Raw genomic sequence first — 23,108 nt, 5'->3', positions numbered from 1 at the left:
GGGGGTACGGGTCGTGGTCGTCGACGAGTACCGGTTGCAGGCCGAGGCGTTGGCCTCGGCGCTGCGACTGCGCGGGCACCGGGTGCTGGCGGCCCTGACCCCGGACGCGGAGGCCGTCGAGGTGGTCGTGCGCAGGCGGCCCGAGGTGTGCCTGTGGGGCACGGGGGCGCCCGGGGCGCCGGAGGCCTTCGAGTCCGTGGCGCTGATCAGGGCGCGGCAGCCGCTGACGTCCGTCGTCGTACTCGGCCCGGTGCCCCATCCGCGGGGCGTGGCGGCCGCGTTCGCCGCCGGGGCGTGCGGCTACGTGCCCTGCGGGGAGCGGGTGGCCCAGGTGGACCGGGCGCTGTGCCGGGTGCGGGCGGGGGAGGCGGCGGTCACGCCGGAGCTGTTGCGGCAGGCGTTCACCGAGCTGCTGCACCCGGCGCCGGAGCCGGAGGAGGAGGCCGCGCGGCTGCGGGCCCTGCTGACGGTCCGGGAGGTCGAGGTGCTGACCCGGGTGGCGGAGGGGGAGGACACCCGGGGGATCGCGGCGGCGCTGGGGATCGCGCCGAGCACGGCGCGGACGCATGTGCAGCGGGTGCTGTCCAAGCTGGAGGTGGGTTCCCGGCTGGAGGCGGCGGCCCTGGCCGCGCGGACGGGGCTGCTCAGGTGAGCGGCTTGGTGAGCAGGTAGTCGGTGACGCCGGGCGGGTAGTCGGGCAGCGCCAGCGCGATGGTGTAGCCGTGCAGTTGGTAGAAGCCGGGGGCCTGGAAGTCCCACGTGCCGACTCGGGCGAAGAGGCAGTCGTGCTCTCGGCGGGCCGTCTCCTCGGCGCGGGCGAGGAGACGGCCGCCGAGCCCGGCGCCGCGCCGGTGCTCGTCGACCCACAGGTAGTCGACGTGCAGCCACCGCCCCCAGACGTGCCCGACGAGCCCGCCGACGAGAGCGTCGCCGTCGCCGGGATCGAGGGCGTGGACGTGCACGGGGACGTCGGCGTCCAGCGGGGTGTCGCGCATCGCGGCGAGGACGGGGGAGCGCCGGGTGTTGGTCTCCCGCAGCCGGGAGACCAGCAGGTCGCGGCGGGCTGCGCTGACCGTCGTGTCGAGGGTGTACATGCCGTCACACTAGGCCGCCGGGGGCCTGGGCCGGGAGCGCTTTTGCGGGCCGGGGTCCGGACGGATGTCGCGGCGGGGCTTCCGCCGGGGCCCGGCGTCCGTACCCTGGTCCGCACTGTGCCGGGGGTGTGCCGAGGGGTGGGGTGTGTGCGACGGATCCGGGTACTGGTGGCGGACGGCCACCGGGTGTTCGCCGAGTCGATGGCCGCGGCGCTCGCGGCCGAGCCGGACATGGAGCCGGCGGCGACGTCGAGCGGTGAGGCCGTGGAGCGCTGTCTGGAGCGGGGCGCGGCGGACGGGCGGCCCTTCGCGGTGCTGCTGGTCGACGTCGAGCTGATCGGCTCGGGCGGGGAGCCGGGGCCCGGCTCGGTGGAGGGGGCGCCGCTGCTGGCGCGGCTGCGGCGGGGGCATCCGGGGCTGCGGACGGTCGTGCTGGCGGCGCGGGACGACTCGCGGCGCGCGGCCGCGGCGTTCCAGGCGGGGGCCGCGGGCTGGGTGGCCAAGGGGGTGTCGCTGTCCCGGCTGCTGCTCGTCGTCCGGGGGGCGCTGCGGGACGAGACGCACGTGCCGCCCGCCCTGTTGACGGGCGTGCTGCGGGAGCTGACGGCGGGGGCGCGGCAGCGCAGCGAGGGGGAGCGGCTGCTGGCCTCGCTGACCCCGCGGGAGCACGAGGTGCTGCGGTGCATGGTGGCGGGGCTCGGGCGGAACGCGGTCGCGGAGCGGCTGTACCTGTCCCCGCACACGGTGCGGACGCACATGCAGAACGTCCTGGGCAAGCTGGGCGTCCACTCGACGCTCGCCGCGGTGGCGCTGGCGCGCCGGGCGGGGATCGGCGCGGCGGGAGGGGCCCCGGGCGGACCCCGGGGCGGGGGTGGCCCGGCGGCACAGCCCGGTCCCTGACGTCAGGGACCGACGGGAACGTTGTCGAAGGGGGCGGTGAGCCGACGCAGCAGCCCGGCGAGATCCGAGCGCTGGGCGGTGGACAGCTCGACGAGGATGGCCCGCTCCTGGGCGAGCAGCCCGGCGAGGGCCTGGTCCGCGCGGTCGCGGCCCTCGTCGGTGAGGCGGACGAGGACGCCGCGGCGGTCGCTGGGGTCGGGCAGCCGCTCGACGAGGCCCTTCTTGGCGAGCCGGTCGATCCGGTTCGTCATGGTGCCGGAGGTCACCAGCGTCTGGGTGAGGAGCTGGCCGGGGGAGAGCTGGTAGGGCGCCCCGGCGCGCCGCAGGGAGGTGAGGACGTCGAACTCCCAGGGCTCCAGCCCGTGCTCCGCGAACGCGATCCGACGGGCCCGGTCGAGGTGGCGGGCGAGCCGACTGACCCGGCTGAGCACTTCGAGCGGTTCCACGTCGAGATCGGGGCGTTCACGGCGCCACGCTGCCACCAGTCGATCGACCTCGTCCTCCATGCGATCAGTGTAGTAGTTGTGTCGCCATAAAGTTTCTTGATATCGAGATAAATTCGAGGGGTGACGACCTTTCCAGGGTGGAAGGCTCCGATGGCCGGGACCGCCTGTCAGGCAGGGCCGGTCCGACGCACGCGAGGAGGCACCACACATGTCGTCCGCTCCAACCTGGGACCCACAGATCTACCTTCAGCACACGGACCACCGCACCCGCCCGTTCCACGACCTGCTGGAACGCATACCCCAGCTGCCCGCGACCGGGCGCCCGGCCCGCATAGCCGACCTGGGCTGCGGCCCCGGCAACGTGACGGAGCTGCTCGCCCGCCGCTGGCCGGACGCGCGCATCACCGGCTACGACAGCTCACCCCAGATGCTCGCCGCCGCCCGGACGCGTGAAGGCGGCACCCCGGGCGGCGGACACCTCCACTTCGCCCGCGGCGACATCGCGGACTGGGAACCCCAGGAGCAGTACGACCTGATCGTCTCCAACGCCGCCCTCCAGTGGGTGCGCGGCCACGCGGAACGCTTCAAGTCCTGGCTGGAGGCGCTGCCGCCCGGCGGCGTCCTCGCCTTCCAGGTGCCCGGCAACTTCACCTCGCCCAGCCACGCGCTGCTCGGCGAGCTGTGCGACTCCCCCCGCTGGCGGGCACGCCTGGCTGATCAGGGCCGTCGCTACGTCCACATCCTCGAACCGGCCGAGTACCTTCGGTGGCTCACCGACCTCGGCTGCACGGCCGACGTGTGGGAGACGACGTACGTCCAGCTCCTCCAGGGCCGCGACGCCGTGCTCGACTGGGTGCGCGGCACGGCCCTGCGCCCGGTGCTGACGACCCTCGCCGACGACCCCGAGGCCGCGGAGGCGTTCGTCGCCGAGTACCGCGACCTCCTGCGGGCCGCCTACCCCGAGGGCCCGGACGGCACGGTGTTCCCGTTCCGCCGGATCTTCGCGGTGGCCCGCAAACCCGCCTGACCCCCGCCCGTCCGGGGCCACCCCCATGACCCCCGGACGGAGCGTCCCCCGAACGGCCCGAGGGGCATGCCGCGTCCCCGGCCCGGACCTACGGTGAGAGCCACGCGCGTGTGCCGGACACCAACCCCGTGGGGCGGCGTCCGGCACCGTCTTCTCGCAGGCACGGGAGCGGCATGGCGGCACCCTCCGGCGGGCCCGGCGGCCCGCCGTCCAACGCGGCGGGGCGCGGAGCCCCCTCCTCCGGCGCCCCCTCCTCCGGCCGCGGTGCCCTCCTGTACCGGCTGGGCCGGTGGTGCGCCCGGCACTGGGTCACGGTCCTGCTCGCGTGGGTGGTCGCCCTGGCCGGAGCGCACACGGCCGCCGCCGTCTGGGGCGGCGACTACTCCGACGACTTCACCCTCTCCGACTCCTCCGCCCAGCGCGGCGCGGACGTCCTCAGCGAGCACGCCCCGCAGCTGAGCGGCACGAGCGCCCCCGTCGTCCTGCACGACGAGGACGGGCTGAGCCGGTACACGCGGCAGACGGCCGACACCGCCACCGCCCTCGGGAAGCTCCCGCACGTCACCTCGGTGACCAACCCGTTCGCGGACTCGGGCCGCGATCCGTCGGCCGTCTCGAAGGACGGCCGCACCGCCTATCTGACGGTCCGCTTCGACACCAACCCGCAGACCCTGGGCCAGGACTACATCGACGAGGTCGACGCCGCCGTCCAGCCGCTGCGCTCGGCGGGCGTGCAGGTCGAGTACGGCGCCGGACTCGGGGAACTGGCCCGCCCCGCCCCGGCCGACACCATGAGCGAGGGCATCGGCTACGGCGTCGCCGTCGTCCTCCTCCTGCTCACCTTCGGCAGTGTCGTGGCCGCGGCCGTCCCACTGCTGTCCGCGCTCGCCGCGGTCGTCGTGGGCGTCGCGGTGCTGGGCCTGGTCGCGGCGCAGGTGACGTTCGCTTCGGTGTCCCCGACGCTCGCCACGATGATCGGCATCGGCGTCGGCATCGACTACGCCCTCTTCCTCATCACCCGCCACCGGCAGCTCCTCCTGGACGGGGGCGAGGCCGCCGACAGCGCGGGACGCGCGGTCGCGAGCGCCGGGCACGCGGTCCTCGTCTCCGGCAGCACGGTCATCGTCGCGCTCGGCGGCCTCTACGCATCCGGGCTCACCTTCATCGGGCGGCTCGGCATGGCCGCCGCGATCACCGTCCTGACCGCGCTCCTCGGCGCCCTCACCCTCGCGCCCGCGCTGCTGGGCATGGCGGGCCGCGGCATCGACCGGCTGCATGTGCGCACCCCCGTGGCCGAGACGACGCCGGCCGCCTCCGGGGCCGCCGCTGGCGGCACCTGGCACCGGTGGGCCGGCTTCGTCCGCCGGCACCCCTGGCCCGTCCTCGGCGCCGGTGTCGTCGTCCTGCTCATCCTGGCCATCCCGCTGCTGTCGCTGCGGCTCGGGCACATCGACGACGGCGCGGACCCGGCCTCCTTCACCGACCGCAGGGCCTACGACCTCATCTCCTCCGGTTTCGGCGTGGGCACCAACGGCCAGCTCACCGTCGTCGTCGACCAGGCCGGGGTTCCCGAGGACCAGCGCGACGCCCTCGCGTCCTCCCTCGGCGACGCCCTGAAGAACCTGCCCGGGGCCACCGGGGCCACGCCGCCCCAGGCCGTCGGCGACGGCGACGTGCTGCTGTCGACCGTGACCCCCGCCCAGGCCCCGCAGGACGCGGCGACCACCGACCTCGTCCACCGGCTGGCGGACGACACGCTGCCCGAGGTCACCCGCGGCACGGAGGCGAGCGGCTACGTCACCGGCGTCACCGCCGCACAGGTCGACTTCCGCGACGTCATCGCCGGCCGGCTGCCGGTCATCATCGCCGTCGTCGTCGGCCTGGCCTTCCTCATCATCCTCACCGTGTTCCGGGGGGTGCTCGTCGCGGTCAAGGCGGCCGTGCTGAACCTGCTCTCCATCGCCGCCGCCTACGGGGTGCTGGTCGCCGTCTTCCAGTGGGGCTGGGGCGGCCCCGCCCTCGGCGTCAACGGAACGGTGCCCATCGAGAGCTACGTGCCGATGATGATGTTCGCCATCGTGTTCGGGCTCAGCATGGACTACGAGGTGTTCCTGCTCTCCCGGGTGCACGCCGCCTGGCTGCGGACGGGCGACAGCCACGCGAGCGTCGCCCACGCCCTGGAGGTCACCGCCCGCGTCATCTCCTGCGCCGCGCTGATCATGGTCAGCGTGTTCGGGGCGTTCGTGCTGAGCGACGTCATCGTCGTCAAGATGCTCGGCCTCGGGCTGGCCGTCAGCGTGCTCGTCGACGCCACCGTGGTGCGCCTGCTGCTCGTCCCGGCCGCGCTCACCCTGCTCGGGCGCGCGGCCTGGTGGATGCCGCGCGCGCTGGACCGCCTGCTGCCGCGGGTGCGGGCCGAGGGCGCCGGGGAGGCGGCGCGCGGGGCGTGACACCCCGCGCGCCGCCTCCGGCGGCAGGGGCGTGGTCAGCCCGTGTTGCGCAGGCCCGCGGCCACGCCGTTGACCGTCAGCAGCAGCGCCCGGGAGAGCGTCTGGTCCGGCGCCTCGCCGCGCTCGGCGGCCCGCCGCTGCCGGTCCAGCAGCGCCACCTGGAGGTAGGAGATCGGGTCCAGATAGGCGTCGCGGATCTTCAGCGTCTGCCGCAGGACGGGGTTCGACTCCAGCAGCTCGCTCTCCCCGGTGACGCGCAGCACCTCCCGCACCGTCAGCGCGTGCTCCGCCTCGATGACGTCGAAGACGTGCCGCAGCTCGGCCGGCACCAGCGTATCCACGTAGTGCCGGGCGATCCGCAGGTCCGTCTTGGCCAGCGTCATCTCGACGTTCGACAGGAAGTTGCGGAAGAAGTGCCAGCGCTCCTGCGCCTCGGCCAGGACGTCGCCGAGCCCGGCCTCCCGGGCCGCCTTCAGCCCGGTGCCCACGCCGAACCAGCCCGGCACGATCTGCCGCGACTGCGTCCAGCCGAACACCCACGGGATCGCCCGCAGTCCGTCGAGCCCGGCCCCCGAGTCGGGGCGCCGGGCAGGACGCGAGCCCAGGTGCAGCTCGGCGAGCTGGTCGACCGGCGTGGCGGCGAAGAAGTACGCGGGCAGGTCCGGGTCCTCCACCAGGGCGCGGTAGGCGCCGTGCGCAGCCTCCGAGACGGTGTCCATCGCCGCGTCCCAGCGGGCCAGCGCCTCGTCCGACTGGCGCGGCGCCGTGTGCAGCGCGGACGCCTGGAGGGTGGCCGCGACGGTCAGCTCCAGGTTCTCCCGCGCGAGGGAGGGCACCAGGTACTTGTCCGAGATGACCTCGCCCTGCTCGGTCACCTTGATCTCGCCCTCCAGCGTCCCGTACGGCTGGGCGAGGATGGCGTCGTGCGTCGGGCCGCCGCCCCGCCCGACGGTGCCGCCGCGGCCGTGGAAGAGCCGCAGCCGCACCCCGTGCCGGTGCGCGACGTCGCGCAGCCGCCGCTGGGCGCGGTGGATCTCCCACTGCGAGGTGGTGATGCCGCCGAACTTCGAGGAGTCCGAGTAGCCGAGCATGACCTCCTGGAGGTCGCCGCGCAGCGCCACCAGCTTCCGGTAGGAGGGGTCGGAGAGCATGGCGTCCAACAGCTCGTCCGCGATCCGCAGCTCGTCGGTCGTCTCCAGCAGCGGGACGATGCCGATGCGGGCCCACCCCGCGTGCAGGTCGATCAGCCCGGCCTCGCGGGCGAGGATCGCGGCGGCGAACACGTCGTCGGCGCCCTGGCACATCGAGATGATGTACGACTCGACGACCTCGGGCCCGAAGGTGTCCAGCGCCCGGCGGACGGTGTCGAAGACGCCGAGGGTCTTCGCGCCCGCCTCGTCCAGCGGCGCCGGGGTCGGGGCCAGCGGGCGCCGCGAACGCAGCTCCTTCGCCAGCAGCCTGCGCCGGTAGTCGCGCGGCATGTCCTCGTACCGCCAGGACTCCTCACCCAGGCGGTCGAAGAGCTGGCCCAGCGCGCGGTGGTGCGCGTCGGCGTGCTCGCGCACGTCCAGCGTCGCGAGCTGCAGCCCGAAAGCGCCCAGCGTGCGCAGCACCCGCTCCAGCCGCCCGTCGGCGATCAGCTCGCCGCGGTGCTGCCGCAGCGAGGACTGTACGAGCTCGAGGTCGGCCTGGAGCTCGCCCGTGCCCAGGTAGTCGCGCCCCGGGACGTGCGGCTTGTCCTGCGCGAGCCGGTCCCGGGTGTTGAGCAGCTTCTGCCGGATGCAGGTGACCTTCAGCCGGTAGGGCTCCTCGGCGTTCAGCCGCTTGTAGCGCGGGCTGATCTCCGGCAGCCGCTCCAGGTCGTCGCTCAGCGAGTCCAGCATCTCCTGCGTGGCCCCGCAGTTCCGGATGGAGCTGGACAGCGCGCCGCGCAGCTCGTCCACGTGCTCCAGAGCCTGCTCGATGCCGTGCTCGTGCTGGAGCATCAGCACGTCCCAGGTCACCTGCGGGGTGACGTTCGGGTTGCCGTCGCGGTCGCCGCCGATCCAGGTGCCGAACGTCAGCGGGCGCGAGCCGGCGGGCAGCGGCGCCCCGGCGCGCTCCAGCTCGGCGGCCAGGTCCTCCAGGACGTCGCCGACAGCGCCGCGGTGCAGCTCGTCCAGGTAGTACACCGCGTTGCGGGCCTCGTCCGTCGGCTCGGGGCGGGCCACGCGCAGCTCGTCCGTCTGCCAGATCAGGTCGATGTTCTCCGCCAACCGCAGGTCGGTACGGCGGCGCTCGGCGGAGTCGGTGACCTCCAGCAGCTCGGCGACCTTGCGCAGCTTCGTCAGCACCGAGCGGCGGGCCGCCTCGGTCGGGTGCGCGGTGAACACCGGCCGCACGCCCAGGTGCCGGGCCGTCTCCCGCAGGTGGGCGGGGTCGGCGTCCTTCAGCAGGTCGGCGGTGCGCGACAGCCGACCGCCCTCGACCGAGCGCGTCTCCCGCATCTCCCGGCCGCGGTGCACCTGCTCGGTGACGTTCGCCAGATGGAAGTAGATGGAGAAGGCCCGCACCAGCTTCGCGGCGGTCTGCGGGTCGGTCTCACCCAGCAGCGCGGCGGCGGCCTCTCCGTCGCTGCGGGTCAGCGCCCGGACGCGTTCGACCAGCTCCAGCAGCTCCGGGCCTTCCTGCCGGACGATCGTCTCGCCCAGCAGATCGCCCAGTCGGCGGATGTCGGTGCGCAGGGCGCTGGTTCCCTCCGGGGTCTCCACGGCCTCCGGACGGGGATCGGCACTGCTCATGAGGGGCGGCTCCTTGCAGCTCTTCGGCAGCTCTTGGCGGCACTGTGGTGCGCCCGGCCAGCGGCTGCTGCGGTTGCGTCGCCGTCAGCGCGGGCACACCTGATGTCAGGACATTCTCGCTCTTGGCAGGTCACGGACCGCGCTGTCCGAGTGCCCAGGATAGATCGATCGCCTACCCCACGGCCGGGGTGTCCACGCACCGGTCGGCTCCCACGGGCGGCGGCGCGTACCACGCGCGCCGCGCGCCGGCGGTGCGGTATGTCACGCCGTGCTCGAGTACCTCACAGTCGCCAGCCCCTGTGATGGTCGAGCGAAGTGCTGCCATACTTACGAAACCGTAGGTTACGGTCCCGTAGGTGGGCCGGGCCGCCCCCCGACGGATGAGGACACATATGACGACGACACCAGACCTGATCGACGGCGCCGTCGACACCACCGCTGAACCCGCCCTGACCACCGCGAACGACCAGCCGCCCGTGTCCTCCGCCACCCTCGGCGGGGAGGAGCGCCGCTCGGTGGAGCAGATCACCCTGCTCCTCTTCATCGCGGTGCCGTTCGTGGCCCTCGTCGCCGCGGTGCCGCTCGCCTGGGGCTGGGGAGTCAGCTGGCTCGACCTCGGCCTGATGGCCTTCATGTACTACCTGGGGTGCCACGGCATCACCATCGGCTTCCACCGCTACTTCACCCACGGTTCCTTCAAGGCCAAGCGGCCCCTGCGCATCGCGCTCGCCATCGCCGGCTCCATGGCCGTCGAGGGTCCGCTCGTGCGCTGGGTCGCGGACCACCGCAAGCACCACAAGTTCTCCGACGCCGAGGGCGACCCGCACTCCCCGTGGCGCTACGGCGAGACGGTGCCGGCCCTGATGAAGGGCCTGTGGTGGGCCCACATCGGCTGGATGTTCGACACCGAGCAGACCTCGCAGCAGAAGTACGCCCCCGACCTCGTCAAGGACCCGGCCCTGCGGGCCGTCTCCCGTCAGTTCGTGCTCTGGACGACGGTCTCCCTGCTGTTCCCCGCCCTCGTCGGCGGCCTGGTCACCTGGTCCTGGGAGGGGGCGCTCAGCGCGTTCTTCTGGGGCTCCCTGGTCCGCGTCGCGCTGCTGCACCACGTCACGTGGTCGATCAACTCCATCTGCCACGCCGTCGGCAAGCGCCCCTTCAAGTCCCGCGACCGCTCCGGCAACGTGTGGTGGCTGGCCGTGCTGTCCTGCGGCGAGTCCTGGCACAACCTGCACCACGCCGACCCCACCTGCGCCCGGCACGGCGTGCAGCGGGGCCAGATCGACTCCAGCGCCCGCATCATCCGCTGGTTCGAGAAGGCCGGCTGGGCCTACGACGTCCGCTGGCCGCAGGAGCACCGCCTGGACGCCAAGCGCGCCGAGGACCCCCGAGCCTCCCGCCGGGAGAAGGCCACGGCCGACGCGGCATGATGGTCGCCGTGGCGACCGATGACAGCAGTATCCAGCAGCACAAACCCGACGCTCCTTCCCGGCGTGCGCGACGCCGCATGACCGGGAAGGAACGTCGGGAGCAGCTTCTCGACATCGGGCGCAGGCTGTTCGCCGAGCGCGGCTTCGAGGCCACCTCGGTGGAGGAGATCGCGGCCAAGGCCGGGGTCTCCAAGCCGGTCGTCTACGAACACTTCGGCGGCAAGGAAGGGCTGTACGCCGTCGTCGTCGACCGCGAGATGCGCCAGCTCCTGGACATGGTGACCAGTGCCCTCACCGGCGGTCACCCGCGCGAGCTGCTGGAGCAGGCCGCCTTCGCCCTGCTGGACTACATCGACACCTACACCGACGGCTTCCGCATCCTCGTGCGCGACTCGCCCGTCGCCTCCACCACGGGCACCTTCGCCTCCCTGATCAGCGACATCGCCACGCAGGTCGAGGACATCCTCGGCCGGGAGTTCAGCGCCCGCGGCTTCGACGAGAAGCTCGCCCCGCTCTACGCCCAGGCGCTCGTCGGCATGGTGGCCCTCACCGGCCAGTGGTGGCTGAACGCCCGCAAGCCGAAGAAGGCCGACGTCGCCGCCCACCTGGTGAACCTCGCGTGGCACGGCCTCGACGGGCTGGAGCAGCACCCCCGCCTCATCGGGCACCGCAAGGCGTGAGCTAGGTGTTGTAGGTGTTCTGGGCGCGCGGCAGACCGTCGATGACCAGGCACTCGGCGGCGTCGGCGGCACGGTCGACGAAGTAGTCCAGCTCCTTGCGCTCGGCCGAGCCGAAGTCCTTGAGGACGAAGTCCGCGACGGCCATCCGGCCCGGCGGACGGCCCACGCCGAAGCGCACCCGGTGGTACCCGTTCCCCAGGGACTTGGTGATGGACTTCAGGCCGTTGTGGCCGTTGTCCCCGCCGCCCAGCTTGAGGCGGAGCGCTCCGTAGTCGATGTCCAGCTCGTCGTGGACGACGACGATCCGCTCGACCGGCACCTTGTAGAAGTCGGCCAGGGCGGTCACCGGGCCGCCGGAGAGGTTCATGTACGTCATGGGCTTGGCCACGACCACGCGCCGGCTGCCCGGACCGGGCGGGCCGATACGGCCCTCGACGACCTGGGCCCGGGCCTTGTGCGCCTTGAACGCCGAGCCCATCCGCTCGGCCAGCAGGTCGGCCACCATGAAGCCCACGTTGTGCCGGTTCCCCGCGTACCCGGGGCCCGGGTTGCCGAGCCCGGCGATCAGCCAGGGGCCGGTGGTGGACTCGCTCATGCCTGCTTCTCCCTGCGGCTGGTTCCGGGGGCCGACGCGGCCCCGGGGGATGCACACACTACGGGCCGGGCCGCGGGAGACCGCGGCCCGGCCCTGGGGGGTGTCTCGGAAACACCCCCTGGGGTCACTCGGCGGACTCGGCCTCGCCCTCGCCCTCCTCGGCGGCCTCAGCCTGCGCCGCCAGCACCTGGATGACGGTGGTGTCGCCGTCGACGGCCAGGGTGACGCCGGAGGGCAGCTTCACGTCCTTGGCCAGGACGCTGTCACCGGCGGCCAGACCGGCGATGGAGACGGTGACCGACTCCGGGATGTGCGTCGCCTCGGCGTGGACCGGCAGAGCGTTGAGCGAGTGCTCGAGGATGTGCTGACCCGGGGCCAGGTCGCCCTCGGTGACCAGCGGGATCTCGACGTCGACCTGCTCGCCCTTCTTGACCGTGAGCAGGTCGATGTGGACGAGGAAGCCGCGGATGGCCTCACGCTGCACGGCCTTGGGGATGCACAGCTCCTTCTTGCCCTCCACGTCCAGGTTGATCAGGACGTTCGAGGTCTTCAGGGCCATCATCAGGTCGTAGGCGGGGATGACGACGTGCACCGGCTCGGCACCGTGGCCGTAGATCACGCCGGGGACCTGCTCCTTGGCCCGCAGTCGCCGGGACGCGCCCTTGCCGAACTCGGTGCGGATCGTGGCGGAAAGCTTCACTTCGGACATGACGTTCGCTCCTCGTCTGGGGGTGAATCGCTACACGTCACCCGGCCACGAACGGCCTGCTACGAAGAGCGCGTCGATTACGGACCACCGCGCCGTGAGAACGGTGCGGCCTCCCTCGCCGAGCAACCCGCTCAGGGTACCCGGCCGGGAGGCCGCACCGTAAATCGATCAACCGGCCCCAGGGCCCGGCCCTGCGGTCAGGCCTCCTCGAAGAGGCTGGTGACGGAGCCGTCCTCGAACACCTCGCGCACCGCGCGGGCGATGGTCGGGGCGATCGACAGGACGGTGATCTTGTCCATGTCCAGCGCCTCCGGGGTGGGCAGCGTGTCCGTGAAGACGAACTCGCTCACCCGGGAGTTCTTCAGCCGGTCCGGAGCCGGGTGGGACAGGATGCCGTGGGTCGCGGTGACCATGACGTCCTCGGCGCCGTTGGCGAAGAGGGCGTCCGCCGCCGCGCAGATGGTGCCGCCGGTGTCCACCATGTCGTCGACGAGCACGCAGACGCGGCCCTCCACGTCACCGACGACCTCGTGCACGGTGACCTGGTTCGCCACGTCCGGGTCCCGGCGCTTGTGCACGATGGCCAGCGGGGCGCCCAGCCGGTCCGCCCAGCGATCGGCGACACGCACCCGGCCGGCGTCGGGGGACACGACCGTCAGCTTGTCCCGGTCCACCCGGTTGGCGATGTAGTCGGTGAGCACCGGCAGCGCGAACAGGTGGTCGACGGGACCGTCGAAGTAGCCCTGCACCTGGTCGGCGTGGAGATCGACGCTCAGCACCCGGTCGGCGCCGGCCGTCTTCAGCAGGTCGGCCATGAGGCGGGCCGAGATCGGCTCGCGGCCGCGGTGCTTCTTGTCCTGCCGGGCGTAGCCGTAGAACGGGATCACGACCGAGATGCTGCGCGCGGAGGCCCGCTTCAGCGCGTCGATCATGATGAGCTGTTCCATGATCCACTTGTTGATCGGAGCCGTGTGGCTCTGGATCAGGAAGCAGTCGGCGCCGCGCACCGACTCCTGGAAGCGGACGTAGATCTCACCGTTCGCGAAGTCGATGGCCTTCGTCGGGACCAGGTCCACCCCGAGCTCGCTGGCCACCTCCTCGGCCAGCTTGGGGTGAGCGCGGCCGGAGAAGAGCATCAGCTTCTTCTCGCTGGTCGTCTTGATCCCGGTCACTGCGGTGTCTCCTTGGGCTGCGGTGGTTGTGCGCCTATCACGGTACGCCCCGGTGGGCACACCTCGTCATCGGCCGTCCTTTTGCAGGTGTGACGGTGGTCATGCCTTCCGGATGCCGGAATCCTCCGCGTCCTGCGCCGGGCGTGCCGTCTGGGCCGCCTGCGCCGCGGCACTGCCGGGCCGCTTGCGAGCCACCCAGCCCTCGATGTTGCGCTGCTGCCCGCGCGCCACGGCCAGCGAGCCGGGCGGTACGTCCTTGGTGATCACCGAGCCGGCCGCCGTGTAGGCGCCGTCCCCGACGGTCACCGGCGCGACGAACATGTTGTCCGAGCCCGTCTTGCAGTGGGAGCCGATGGTCGTGTGGTGCTTGGTCTCGCCGTCGTAGTTCACGAACACGCTGGCCGCGCCGATGTTCGTGTACTCCCCGATCGTGGCGTCGCCCACGTAGGACAGGTGCGGGACCTTCGTGCCCTCGCCCACCCGCGCGTTCTTCATCTCCACGTACGTGCCCGCCTTGGACTTCAGGCCCAGCTCGGTGCCCGGCCGCAGATACGTGTACGGGCCCACCGACGCCTGCGCGCCGATCCGGGCGCCGACCGCCACGGTGTGCGTGACCTCGGCCTCCGCGCCGACGAACGTGTCCGTCAGCCGCGCCTGCGGGCCGACCTCGCAGCCCGCGGACAGGTGCGTCGAGCCCAGCAGCTGCGTACCGGGGTGGACGAGGGCGTCCGGCTCGAACGTCACCGTCACGTCCACCCATGTCGACGCCGGGTCCACGACCGTCACCCCGGCCAGCATCGCCCGCTCCAGCAGCCGGTCGTTCAGCAGCCGACGGGCCTGGGCGAGCTGCACCCGGTTGTTGATACCGACGATCTCCCGGTGGTCCGCGGCGACGGCGGCTCCCACCCGGTGGCCCTCCCCGCGCAGGATGCCCAGCACGTCGGTGAGGTACTCCTCGCCCTGGCTGTTGTCGGTGCGCACCTTGCCCAGCGCCTCGGTCAGCAGCGCGGCGTCGAAGGCGAAGACCCCGGAGTTGATCTCACCGATGGCGAGCTGCTCCTCGGTGGCGTCCTTGTGCTCGACGATGGCGGTGACCGAACCGTCCGCCCCGCGCACGATCCGCCCGTACCCCGTCGCGTCCGGCACCCGGGCCGACAGTACCGTCACCGCGTTGCCCTCGGACGCGTGCGCCGCGGCCAGCGCGGCCAGCGTCTCCCCGGTCAGCAGCGGCGTGTCCCCGCAGGTGACGAGCACCGTCCCGGACAGCGTCACACCGTCCGCGGCCAGCTCCTCCAGCCCCATGCGCACCGCGTGCCCGGTGCCGTTCTGCTCGTGTTGCACGGCCGTGCGGGCACCCGCGTCCAGCCCCGTCACGTGCGAACCGACCTGCTCACGGGCGTGGCCCACGACCACGACGAGATGCTCCGGGTCCAGTTCCCTGGCTGCGGCGACGACGTGACCCACGAGCGACCGCCCGCAGATCTCGTGCAGAACCTTCGGCGTCGACGACTTCATGCGGGTGCCCTCACCCGCTGCGAGAACGACGACGGCTGCCGGGCGGTTGGCGCTCACGGTATGCCCTTCGGCTTCGGGTGAATGTCACCCGAAGGATACCGCTGCGTCCCCGCGGACCGGGTGCCAGCCCGGCGCGCGGGGACGCGGACGGCGGACCGCGCGCCGGGGCCCGGAGCTCAGTCGGCCACGTGGCCGCGGCCGGTGAGGGCCGCCAGCGAGGCCCGCACCCGCGCCAGGTGTTCGCGCAGCTCGTCCGCCTCCTCGCCGTGCTCCCGCAGCAGCCGCGCCGTCTCCGCCTCGACCCGCTCCTCCTCGGAGCGGGCCGTGGCCACCAGCCCCTCGGCCTCGGACCGTGCCTCCTCCTCGGCCAGCTGCGCCGCGCGCTCCGCCTCCGCCTGCTCGCGCCGCGCCGCCGCCAGCGCCTCCCGGCCGCGCTCCTCCAGCGCCGTCACCCGGGCCGCCACCTCGGCCTCCCGCGCCGCCAGCTCACCCTCGGCCGACTCCCGCCGTGCCCGGTGCTCCCGCTCCTGGCCCTCCAGCAGCGCCGTGCACCGCTCCGAGACCTCGCGCAGCGCCTCCTCGGCCTCCCCGCGCACCCGGCCGGCGGCCTCCCGGGCCTCCTCGCGCAGCTCGTCCGCCCGCGCCCGGGCCTCGGCCAGCACCCCGTCCGCGGCCTCCGTCCCGGCCGACCGGGTTCGCGCGGCCTCCGCCGCCGCGGCCTCCCGCCGGGCCCGGCCCGCCTCCTCGGCCTCGGCCCGCAGCCGGGCCGCGTCCTCCTCGCCGGCGCCCCGCACCGCCGCCGCCTCGGCCTCCACCTCGGCCAGCAGCGACTGGGCGCGCGCTCCCAGCGACTCGAACGTCGGTGGTGGCAGAGCCGCCACCACCGCGTGCAGCCGCTCCGCCTCCTCGCCCAGCTCCCTGGCGAGGACCTCCAGCCTCTCCAGCGACCCGCGCGCCTCCTCGATCTCCCGCCGGAGGCCGTCGACCTGCCGGTCCACCTGCGCGGGCCGGTAGCCACGGCCCCGTACGACGTCGAAGCCGTGCGGTGACTTCGTCGGAGACATCCCTGTAGGCCTCTTCCACTCGAGCGCGTCCGTCGTCCCAGGATGCGGCATAGCAGCCCATCCCGGGACGAACCCCGTCAGGCGTGTGCGAAGGAACCCGGGCTACAGCAACCCGTCCCAGAGCTGCTCCACCAGCACCGACCACCAGTTCTCCGGGTGGCTCAGCGCCGCCGGGTCGAGCGCGGCGAGCTGCTGCTGGAAATCCACCGTCCAGCGGCCCGCCTGATCCGGCGTCAGGCCGTAGCGCAGCCGCCACATCCGCCCCGCCATCGCCAGGCAGCGGGCGAACTCCGGCAGCCCGGTGTTGACGAACTGCGCCGGCGCGGGTGCCCCGTCCGGCGCCGCCTCCAGCGGGATGGCGACGATGTGCGCGGTGCCGTACTGCACGCACAGCTGGCGGCCGAAGTCGCTGCCCATCACCAGATACGTCCCGGCGTCCGGCCCCGGCTGCACGCCGCGCTCCTGCGCCAGCTCCGCCAGCGTCGGCACCGGCCGCCCCGGCTGGGCCTGCGCCCAGAAGAACGGGCCGAACTCCATGGGCAGCCCCGCCCACATCAGCGTCTGCGCGACGACGTCGGGCACGCCCTGCCGGGAGACGGCCCGCTGGTCGAACCGGAACACGCCCTGCGGGCCGAACGCCTGCTGCAGCTCCTGCCCGATCCCGTCCGGCGGGATCGGCGCGGCCTGCGGCACCGGCTGCAACGGCGCCCGCACCGGAGCCGGGCGCGCCGGGCCGTCCGCCACCTGGTGCAGCTCGCCCTGATGCGTCAGCAGATGCCGCATGCCCTGCTGCCGCGACCCGTGGTCGGTTCCGTAGGGAGCGGTGTGGCTCACCCGCACCTGCGGCCACGTCTCGCGGACCATGCGGGCGCAGTAGCCGCCCGGCAGATCACAGGACTCCAGCTCCGTGTGGAGCTCCAGCACCTCCTGCGGCGGCACGTTCATCGACCGCAGCTCGTAGAAGATCTGCCACTCCGGGTGCGGCGTCCCCGGTGCGGAACGCCGGATGAGCTGCTGCTCCGAGCCGTCCGGAGCGCGATAGCGCAGCACCGCCATGTACCCGGGGCCGACCATCGGCACACCCGGCTGCTGCGGATAGCCGTACGCCTGCCCACCGGGCTGCCCCTGCGGCACGCCCGGCGGAGGCTGCGGGCTCCCCGGGGGCGGCTGCGGCGGAGGCGGCGCGCTCGCACCGGACGGCCCCGGGCCCGCCAGCATCGTCGCGGCCTGGTGCACGTCACCACCGGTACCGCCCGGCGGAGTGGGCGGTGCCGGCGGCTGACCGCCCTGGCCCGGCCCGCCCTGCGGGCCCGCCAGCATCGTCGCGGCGTGGTGCACACCGCCGTCCGACGAGCCCTCGCCGGACGGCGGCGTGCCCGGACCCGGCTCGCCCGTACCGCCCTGCGCGGCCACGTCGTCCGCCGACACCATCTGCGTCGGCACGTAGCCACCGGCCACCCCGCCGGAGCTCCCCGAGCCCGAGGAACCCTGCGGCTTGCGCCCGGCGCCCGGAACCCCCGGCGCGCCCGGGGGCGGCGGCACCGTCGGACCCCGGCCACGCGAGGGCCGCGGCGTCGGCTTCACCTTGCTCGTCGCCGCGTAGGCGATGCTCTCGCCCTCCTCCGGCGGAGCCGGACGCTCCAGCGCCGGGGACAGCTTCGTCGGCGGCAGTGCGCTGCCCTCGGGCATCAGCTCCGTGCGCGCCTCGGCCACCGGCGCCGGGGGCTCCGGCACGGCGCCCGCACCGGGCTCGTCGTCGCCTCTGCCGAGCGGCGGGCTGAACACCGTGTCCGGCAGGGCGATCGACTCGCCCTCACCCGAGTCCGAGGTGTCCGCCCAGCCGCCCACCACCGGGCGCGCGGGCTCCGCGGGCGCCTGCGCCGCCTGTGCCGCCTGTGCCGCCTGCGGCTCCGGTGCGGGCGGCGTCGCACCGCCCTGCGCGGGCGCCGCGGGCGTCGGCTCCGTCGGACGCTCACCGCCACGGCGGTCCGGAATGCCCATCCGGTCCGCGGCCTCCTGTAGCCAGTCGGGCGGCGACAGCAGGAACGACGTCGCCTCCAGATCCGTCCGCCGCGGGGGCGCCGGCTCGGGCGCGGCATCCGCCCGCGTCCCGTACTCCTCCAGATACCGGCGGATCACCTCACCCACCGACAGGCCCGGCCACAACGTCGACTCACCGCTGTCCCGCGCGATCACCAGCCGCGTCAGCCCGCCGTCGCCCCGCGGTCCGTCCGCGCGGTCCTCCGCCCAGGCCACGAAGCCCAGCTCGAACTCCCGCACCCTCACCTCGCGGTGCTGGTACGCCGGGACGCCGCCGTTGATCCAGCGCTCCGCCCGCTCCTGCGCCTGTGCGAACGTCACCATCGCGCTCACCCCTCCACCGCGACGGCACGCGCGAAGCCACCGTCGACCATCAGGTTCGCCACCGTCTCCAGCTCCGGCGGATTCCCCGCCAGGCGCAACAGAAACGCGTCGAAGTCCGCCCCGCACGGCAGCAGCAGCGCGTCCATGCGCTCCTGCACCCCGAGACCGTCCCGGTCCCGTGCGTCGTCGTACGCGCAGAACCACACCGATCCCACGCTCTCACCGCGCACCTTCACCGCCAGCAGGCCACCGTGCACGAACCCCACACCCAGGAAGTCCTTCGTCAGGTGATCCCGCAGACACTTGTTCACGTACGCCAGGTCGTTGACCGCCGGCTCGTCGCGCACGGTGAAGAACGGCTGGTCCACCAGCAGCCCCAACTCGGCGTCCAGCGCGACCCCGACCGGCGCGCAGCCGCCCGCCGCCTTCAGGAACGACCGGTAGGCACCGGGCAGCCGGTACCCCAGCGACTCCTCGACCTGGACGACCTTCTCCTCCGGCACCGCCACCCCGTGCGGCACCTCGAAGTGCGCCGGACGCGTCTCCTGCAGCGGACGCGTGCCCCGCTTGCCGTGGTCCACCGCCGCGGTGGACAGACCGCCGTGATGCCGCAGCAGAGCCTTCACCTCCACCGGCACCAACTCCATCCGGCGGCTGTGCGGAACGTGATGCCACGTCCACCCGTGCGGCGTCGCCACCGGCGGAAGATCCGCCCACAGCTCGTGCCCCTCCGCGTGCTGGGCCACGTTCGCCGACACGTAGTCCGTCAGCCGCAACTCGTCGACGCCGAAGCCCTCCGGCGGCTCGGCGATCTCCGCCGCCGCCCGCGCGTACGGCGTGAACGACGGGAACCCCGAGGCGTCCACCCGCACCCCCTGCGGGAAGCGCGCACCGCGCACCGGGTCCGGAAAGTGCACGACCTGACCCGCGTACGCCGCATTCGGCGGCGCGGCCTCCTGCCCGAGCCGACCTGTCGTCATTGGCGGTGCTCCCTGTGAGTGGCGACTGCTCGCCCCACAGCGTATGCGCTCCCTCCAAGGCCCCATCCGACGCCCGTCTCCCGGCGCCTGTCACAGATCCGGGACACACCAGGCACAGAACCCGCCTTACGCTGCCACGCGAACATTTGGCAAAGTCGACCCCACCTGACGGGGGACGAAACGGGGAGGGAGCACCACCATGCAGGCGACGCACCACACCACCACCGACCCCCGGCTCGGCTGGGGAGACGCCCCCGAGACCGGCACCGCGCCCATACCGCGCCACCGCCGCGACGGCATCATGCCGACGACGGCCGCCGCCCTCTCCGTCCGCGGCACCACCCTCACCTGTGCCGCCGGGAAGTCCGGCCCGCCCCCCGTGCACCACCCGCTCGTACAGGACTTCCTCGACACCCTCACAACCGAGCGTCGCGAACGTCACACCGGACGCTGCCCCGAAGCCGTCCTCATCTCCCGCTACCTCACCAGCGCCGAGGCCACCCGCTCCAGACGCGCGGCCCGAAAACCCTTCACCGGCGGTGACGCCCGCCGGGCCCTCAAGCACGCCAAGATCACCACCCGTCGCATCCGCGAACAGGGCGACCCCGAACACGGCACCTACGCCCCGCCCTGCCGCTCCTGCGACGCCCTCCTCGCCCACTTCGGCGTCCGCGCCGTCGACCCCACCCGCACCAGCCGATGACCACCCGATTCCCCGTCGCCGTCGACGCCGCCCTGCGCGACGCCGGCTGGCGCCCCGGCCGCTGGGACATGCGCCAGGCCGAGATCTGGGCCGACGCCCTGCGCGCCCACGCCTCGCCCGCCGGACACCGGCACGCCCTCTTCCCCGCCGCCGTCGAGGCCTGGGCCGAGTTCGGCGGACTCCGCATCGCCGGCACCGCGCCCGGCCGCCACCTCGCCCCCACCCCGGCCGTCATCGACCCCTCAGCCGGGCTCCACTGGGCCCGCACCCTCGCCGACCTCGGCCGCGCCCTCGACACCCAACTCGCCCCGCTGGGCACCGAGGAGGGCCACCACGGCGAACCCGCCGCGCTCCTCGTCCTCGACCGGGAGGGCCGCGTCTACAGCCTCGACCACAGCGGCGACTGGTACCTCGGGTACGACGTCGACTCCGCACTGGCCACGCTCGTCACCGGAACCCGGCCGCAGCGCCTGGAGTACCCCCAGCACTGACGGCCGCCCGGCAGGCGCGGGCCCCGGGGCGGTCAGCGCGGGCCGGTCGCGCGGGCCCGTCAGCGCGGGCGGCCCTCCGGAATGACCGCCGACACCCGGAAGCCCCCCGAATCCGTCGGGCCCGACACGAAGACGCCCCCCAGCGCCGTCACCCGCTCCCGCATCCCCACCAGGCCGTTGCCCCCGCTCGGCAGCCCCGCGTCCGCCACGCCCGCCCCCGGAGCCGCGTTCTCCACCTGCACCGCCACCTCCGCGCCCCGGTGCGCCAGCCGCACCCGGGTCGCCGCCCCCGCCGCGTGCTTGTGCACGTTCGTCAGCGCCTCCTGGACAACCCGGAACGCCGTCTGCTCCACCTGAGGCCCGTACGAGCGCACCTCGCCCTCGACCGACAGCTCCACCGTCATCCCGGCCGCCCGCGACTGCCCCACCAACTGCTCCAACTCGCCCAGGCGCGGGCCCTCTCCGTCCGCCCGCAACAGGGCGTCCCGCTCGGCCGCCGCCGCCGCGAACCGGGCGACCCGCTCCAGTGGACGCTCCCCCTCACGCGTCGGCTCGGCCCCCCGCGCGCCGCCGGCCTCGTCGTCCTCGTGCGCCCGCAGCACCCCCAGCATCGCCCGCAGCTCCGACAGGGCCTGCCGCCCCATGTCCCCCACGAGCGCCGCGTTCCGCGCCGCCTTCGCCGGGTCCTTCAGCGCCACCGCCTGCAACGCCGCCGCGTGCACCACCATCAGGCTCACCCGGTGGGCCACCACGTCGTGCATCTCCCGGGCGATCCGCGTCCGCTCCTCGCCGCGCGCCCACTCCGCGCGCTCCTCCGCCCGCTCGGCCAGCAGCGACAGCTCCCGCTCCAGGCCGTCCGCCCGCTCCCGCAGCGCGTCCACCAGCCGCCGCCGCGCGCCCACGTACAGCCCCAGCAGCACCGGTGGCAGCACCGTCACCGCCGACAGCAGCGCCGCCAGCAGCAACAGGAACCACCGCGGCCCGGGGACGTCGGCCTCCGCCCCGCCCGGCAGGAACTGCAGATACGTGACGACGAACGAGCCGACGACCATCATCCCGGCCAGCAGGGCGATGATCCGGCGCGGCACATCCGTCGCCGACAGCGTGTACAGCGCCACCGTGGCCAGCAGGAAGCCCATCTGCGCGGGCATGACCGCGATGGCCACCAGCACGACGGCGATCGGATAGCGCCGACGGAAGACGAGCGAGCCGCCCGCCAACAGCCCCAGCAGCATCGCGGCGACGACCGGCAGCCCGGTCTGCGAGGCGAACGGAACCCCCTCGGCCGCGCACTCCACCGCGGACACGACGCCCAGCGAGACGTCCAGCACGGCAGCGCGTCTGCGTCTCCACCACAACGGTCCCGCCCGCCCCCGCGGCACCTCAGCCCCCGACTCGGTCATACCGACCACCCTAAGACCCCGCGCCAGCCGTTTCCCGGCGGCGCCCGAGGCGGATCACCTGCGCATTCGCGCACGGCGCGCCGCGGGGAACCGGAGCCGCTCGTTCCTCGCTCGAACTGGTGAATCGACCGCGCATTCGACCCGCCGACGTGCGCGAGCCCTCACTCTGTGTGCATGAGCCGAACGTCAGAACGCGGACGCGGCGGCGTGCCCGCCCGGCGACGCCGCCACCCGAACGCCAAGGACCACCTCTGGGAGCGGGCCCGTGAGCTGCGCCGCCAGGGCCGCCGCTACGACGAGATCGCCGCCGAGCTCGGCGTCTCCAAGAGCTCCGTCTCCCTCTGGGTCCGCGACCTGCCGAAGCCGCCCCGGGTTCCCGATCCTGATCGGATGACGCGGATGAGTCGTGCCTATTGGGGGCCCGTGCTCCGCCGACGGGAGGCGGAGCGACGGGAGGTGAGGAGCCAGGCTGCCAGTGAGGTGGGCGCGCTGTCCGAGAGGGAGTTGCTGATTGCGGGAGTCGCCCTGTACTGGGCGGAGGGCGCCAAGAGTAAGCCACATCGTCGTAGTGAGCGGGTCGTCTTCGTCAACAGTGACCCCGACGTCATCAGCGTCTATCTGCGCTGGCTGGACTTGCTCGCGGTGGACCGGAGTCGCTTGCGCTTCGCTGTGAACATCCACGAGTCCGCGGATGTGGCCGCGGCCGAGCGGTTCTGGGCGCAACACATCGGCATTCCGGCCTCGTGTCTCCAGAAGGCGAGCCTCAAGCGGCACAACCCGAAGACGACGCGTCTGTCGGCTGGACCACGCCACCGGGGGTGTCTACGGGTGGTTGTTCTCGGCGGTGCTGATCTCTACCGTCGCATTGAGGGCTGGTGGTACGGCATAGTGGAGGGCGTCAGTTCGGCGGCCGGAGATGGGTGTCCGAATTGACCTATATGCAGTCCCCCGTGGTGTAATTGGCAACACTGTCGGTTTTGGTCCGATCATTCCAGGTTCGAGTCCTGGCGGGGGAGCAGCGTGGAAGGGCCCTGGCCGAGTTGTCGGCCGGGGCCCTTCGTGTTGCCCGGCGCCCGCCGGGCCCTGCGGCTTGACCCTGACGTCAGGGGAGGGGCGAGGCTTCCCCTAAGGGGCGGGGCAGGGTCGCGCCCGGGCACCGTTCGTCCCTGCGTACGACGAGGACGAGGGGCCCGCGTTCCTACGGTTGGGGCGTAGTCGAGGGGTGGGGAAAGCCCCCGGTCGACAGACCGACAGACACCATCGCGGCGCACCCCCTTCCTGCACGAGGCTCGACTCGGCAAGCCA

20 protein-coding genes and 1 tRNA gene are annotated in these 23,108 nt (G+C 73.5%); 10 read left to right on the top strand and 11 right to left on the bottom strand.

All coding sequences use genetic code 11. The annotated features are described in order from the left end of the window. Positions 1–652 (top strand): response regulator transcription factor (locus tag HPT28_RS01890; protein ID WP_219088519.1); only part of this gene is annotated, 652 nt, incomplete at its 5' end. Here the strand turns inward: HPT28_RS01890 and HPT28_RS01885 are convergent. Next, positions 645–1,094, bottom strand: coding sequence for an N-acetyltransferase (locus HPT28_RS01885; RefSeq protein ID WP_219088517.1), 450 nt, complete (start codon positions 1,092–1,094; stop codon positions 645–647). The genes HPT28_RS01890 and HPT28_RS01885 overlap by 8 nt on opposite strands. Positions 1,095–1,241: 147 nt before the next feature. On the opposite strand from HPT28_RS01885, the gene HPT28_RS01880 reads away from it, so the two are divergent. Further along, a complete protein-coding gene (locus HPT28_RS01880; RefSeq protein WP_219088515.1) occupies positions 1,242–1,994 on the top strand; it encodes a response regulator transcription factor in 753 nt (250 codons plus the stop codon). A gap of 2 nt (positions 1,995–1,996) precedes the next feature. On the opposite strand, the gene HPT28_RS01875 is transcribed toward HPT28_RS01880, so the two are convergent. Next, the gene (locus HPT28_RS01875; RefSeq protein WP_219088513.1) at positions 1,997–2,500 is read right to left on the bottom strand and encodes a MarR family winged helix-turn-helix transcriptional regulator; all 504 of its coding nucleotides are present in this window, start codon (positions 2,498–2,500) and stop codon (positions 1,997–1,999) included. A gap of 148 nt (positions 2,501–2,648) precedes the next feature. On the opposite strand from HPT28_RS01875, the gene HPT28_RS01870 reads away from it, so the two are divergent. Together HPT28_RS01870 and HPT28_RS01865 are read left to right on the top strand one after the other, a co-directional pair. Continuing rightward, positions 2,649–3,467: a trans-aconitate 2-methyltransferase gene (locus HPT28_RS01870; protein WP_219088511.1), complete on the top strand. Its 819-nt coding sequence runs from the start codon at positions 2,649–2,651 to the stop codon at positions 3,465–3,467. Between the two features lie 173 nt (positions 3,468–3,640). Continuing rightward, positions 3,641–5,917: an MMPL family transporter gene (locus HPT28_RS01865; RefSeq protein ID WP_219088509.1), complete on the top strand. Its 2,277-nt coding sequence runs from the start codon at positions 3,641–3,643 to the stop codon at positions 5,915–5,917. Between the two features lie 35 nt (positions 5,918–5,952). Here HPT28_RS01865 and ppc read toward each other — a convergent pair whose 3' ends face one another. Then, a complete protein-coding gene (gene ppc / locus HPT28_RS01860) occupies positions 5,953–8,697 on the bottom strand; it encodes a phosphoenolpyruvate carboxylase (protein WP_219088507.1) in 2,745 nt (914 codons plus the stop codon). 392 nt (positions 8,698–9,089) lie between these two features. On the opposite strand from ppc, the gene HPT28_RS01855 reads away from it, so the two are divergent. Then, the gene (locus tag HPT28_RS01855; RefSeq protein WP_219088505.1) at positions 9,090–10,127 is read left to right on the top strand and encodes a fatty acid desaturase; all 1,038 of its coding nucleotides are present in this window, start codon (positions 9,090–9,092) and stop codon (positions 10,125–10,127) included. Beyond that, entirely contained in the window at positions 10,124–10,807 is a 684-nt protein-coding gene (locus HPT28_RS01850) for a TetR/AcrR family transcriptional regulator (protein WP_219088503.1), read from the top strand. The genes HPT28_RS01855 and HPT28_RS01850 overlap by 4 nt, the downstream gene beginning before the upstream one ends. Position 10,808: 1 nt before the next feature. Here the strand turns inward: HPT28_RS01850 and pth are convergent, their stop codons facing one another. The 7 genes from pth to HPT28_RS01815 form a co-directional block, all read right to left on the bottom strand. Further along, the gene (gene pth / locus HPT28_RS01845; RefSeq protein WP_219088501.1) at positions 10,809–11,402 is read right to left on the bottom strand and encodes an aminoacyl-tRNA hydrolase; all 594 of its coding nucleotides are present in this window, start codon (positions 11,400–11,402) and stop codon (positions 10,809–10,811) included. Positions 11,403–11,526: 124 nt separating this feature from the next. Then, positions 11,527–12,111 (bottom strand): 50S ribosomal protein L25/general stress protein Ctc, encoded by a 585-nt coding sequence (locus HPT28_RS01840; protein ID WP_219088500.1) that lies wholly within the window; start codon positions 12,109–12,111, stop codon positions 11,527–11,529. Between the two features lie 197 nt (positions 12,112–12,308). After that, positions 12,309–13,283: a ribose-phosphate diphosphokinase gene (locus HPT28_RS01835; RefSeq protein ID WP_219088498.1), complete on the bottom strand. Its 975-nt coding sequence runs from the start codon at positions 13,281–13,283 to the stop codon at positions 12,309–12,311. A 99-nt stretch (positions 13,284–13,382) separates the two neighbouring features. Continuing rightward, the gene (glmU, locus tag HPT28_RS01830) at positions 13,383–14,855 is read right to left on the bottom strand and encodes a bifunctional UDP-N-acetylglucosamine diphosphorylase/glucosamine-1-phosphate N-acetyltransferase GlmU (RefSeq protein ID WP_219088496.1); all 1,473 of its coding nucleotides are present in this window, start codon (positions 14,853–14,855) and stop codon (positions 13,383–13,385) included. A gap of 119 nt (positions 14,856–14,974) precedes the next feature. Next, on the bottom strand, positions 14,975–15,862 hold the full coding sequence (locus tag HPT28_RS01825; RefSeq protein WP_219088494.1) for a cellulose-binding protein: 888 nt from the start codon (positions 15,860–15,862) through the stop codon (positions 14,975–14,977). A gap of 102 nt (positions 15,863–15,964) precedes the next feature. Then, positions 15,965–18,226, bottom strand: coding sequence for an SUKH-4 family immunity protein (locus HPT28_RS01820; protein WP_219088492.1), 2,262 nt, complete (start codon positions 18,224–18,226; stop codon positions 15,965–15,967). 5 nt (positions 18,227–18,231) lie between these two features. Further along, positions 18,232–19,206, bottom strand: a complete 975-nt coding sequence (locus HPT28_RS01815; protein ID WP_219088490.1) for an SMI1/KNR4 family protein — start codon at positions 19,204–19,206, stop codon at positions 18,232–18,234. Between the two features lie 199 nt (positions 19,207–19,405). Here HPT28_RS01815 and HPT28_RS01810 point away from each other — a divergent pair, with 199 nt between their 5' ends. Continuing rightward, complete coding sequence (locus tag HPT28_RS01810) at positions 19,406–19,909, top strand: YwqJ-related putative deaminase (RefSeq protein ID WP_219088488.1); 504 nt, start codon at positions 19,406–19,408, stop codon at positions 19,907–19,909. Further along, complete coding sequence (locus tag HPT28_RS01805) at positions 19,906–20,400, top strand: SUKH-3 domain-containing protein (RefSeq protein WP_219088487.1); 495 nt, start codon at positions 19,906–19,908, stop codon at positions 20,398–20,400. Before HPT28_RS01810 ends, HPT28_RS01805 begins: the two co-directional genes overlap by 4 nt. Positions 20,401–20,459: 59 nt before the next feature. On the opposite strand, the gene HPT28_RS01800 is transcribed toward HPT28_RS01805, so the two are convergent. Beyond that, the gene (locus HPT28_RS01800) at positions 20,460–21,803 is read right to left on the bottom strand and encodes a sensor histidine kinase (RefSeq protein ID WP_219088485.1); all 1,344 of its coding nucleotides are present in this window, start codon (positions 21,801–21,803) and stop codon (positions 20,460–20,462) included. Positions 21,804–21,977: 174 nt separating this feature from the next. Here HPT28_RS01800 and HPT28_RS01795 point away from each other — a divergent pair, with 174 nt between their 5' ends. Together HPT28_RS01795 and HPT28_RS01790 are read left to right on the top strand one after the other, a co-directional pair. Then, positions 21,978–22,736 carry a helix-turn-helix transcriptional regulator gene (locus HPT28_RS01795; protein ID WP_257577905.1) on the top strand — a complete coding sequence of 253 codons (759 nt, stop codon included), beginning with the start codon at positions 21,978–21,980 and terminating at the stop codon, positions 22,734–22,736. Between the two features lie 11 nt (positions 22,737–22,747). Then, positions 22,748–22,819 (top strand) — tRNA-Gln (locus HPT28_RS01790). The last annotated feature ends 289 nt before the right edge of the window (positions 22,820–23,108 follow it).

The organism is Streptomyces sp. JJ38 (assembly GCF_019303475.1).
In the GTDB taxonomy this organism is placed as follows: Bacteria; Actinomycetota; Actinomycetes; order Streptomycetales; family Streptomycetaceae; genus Streptomyces.
This window is presented reverse-complemented; position numbering and strand designations above follow the sequence as displayed.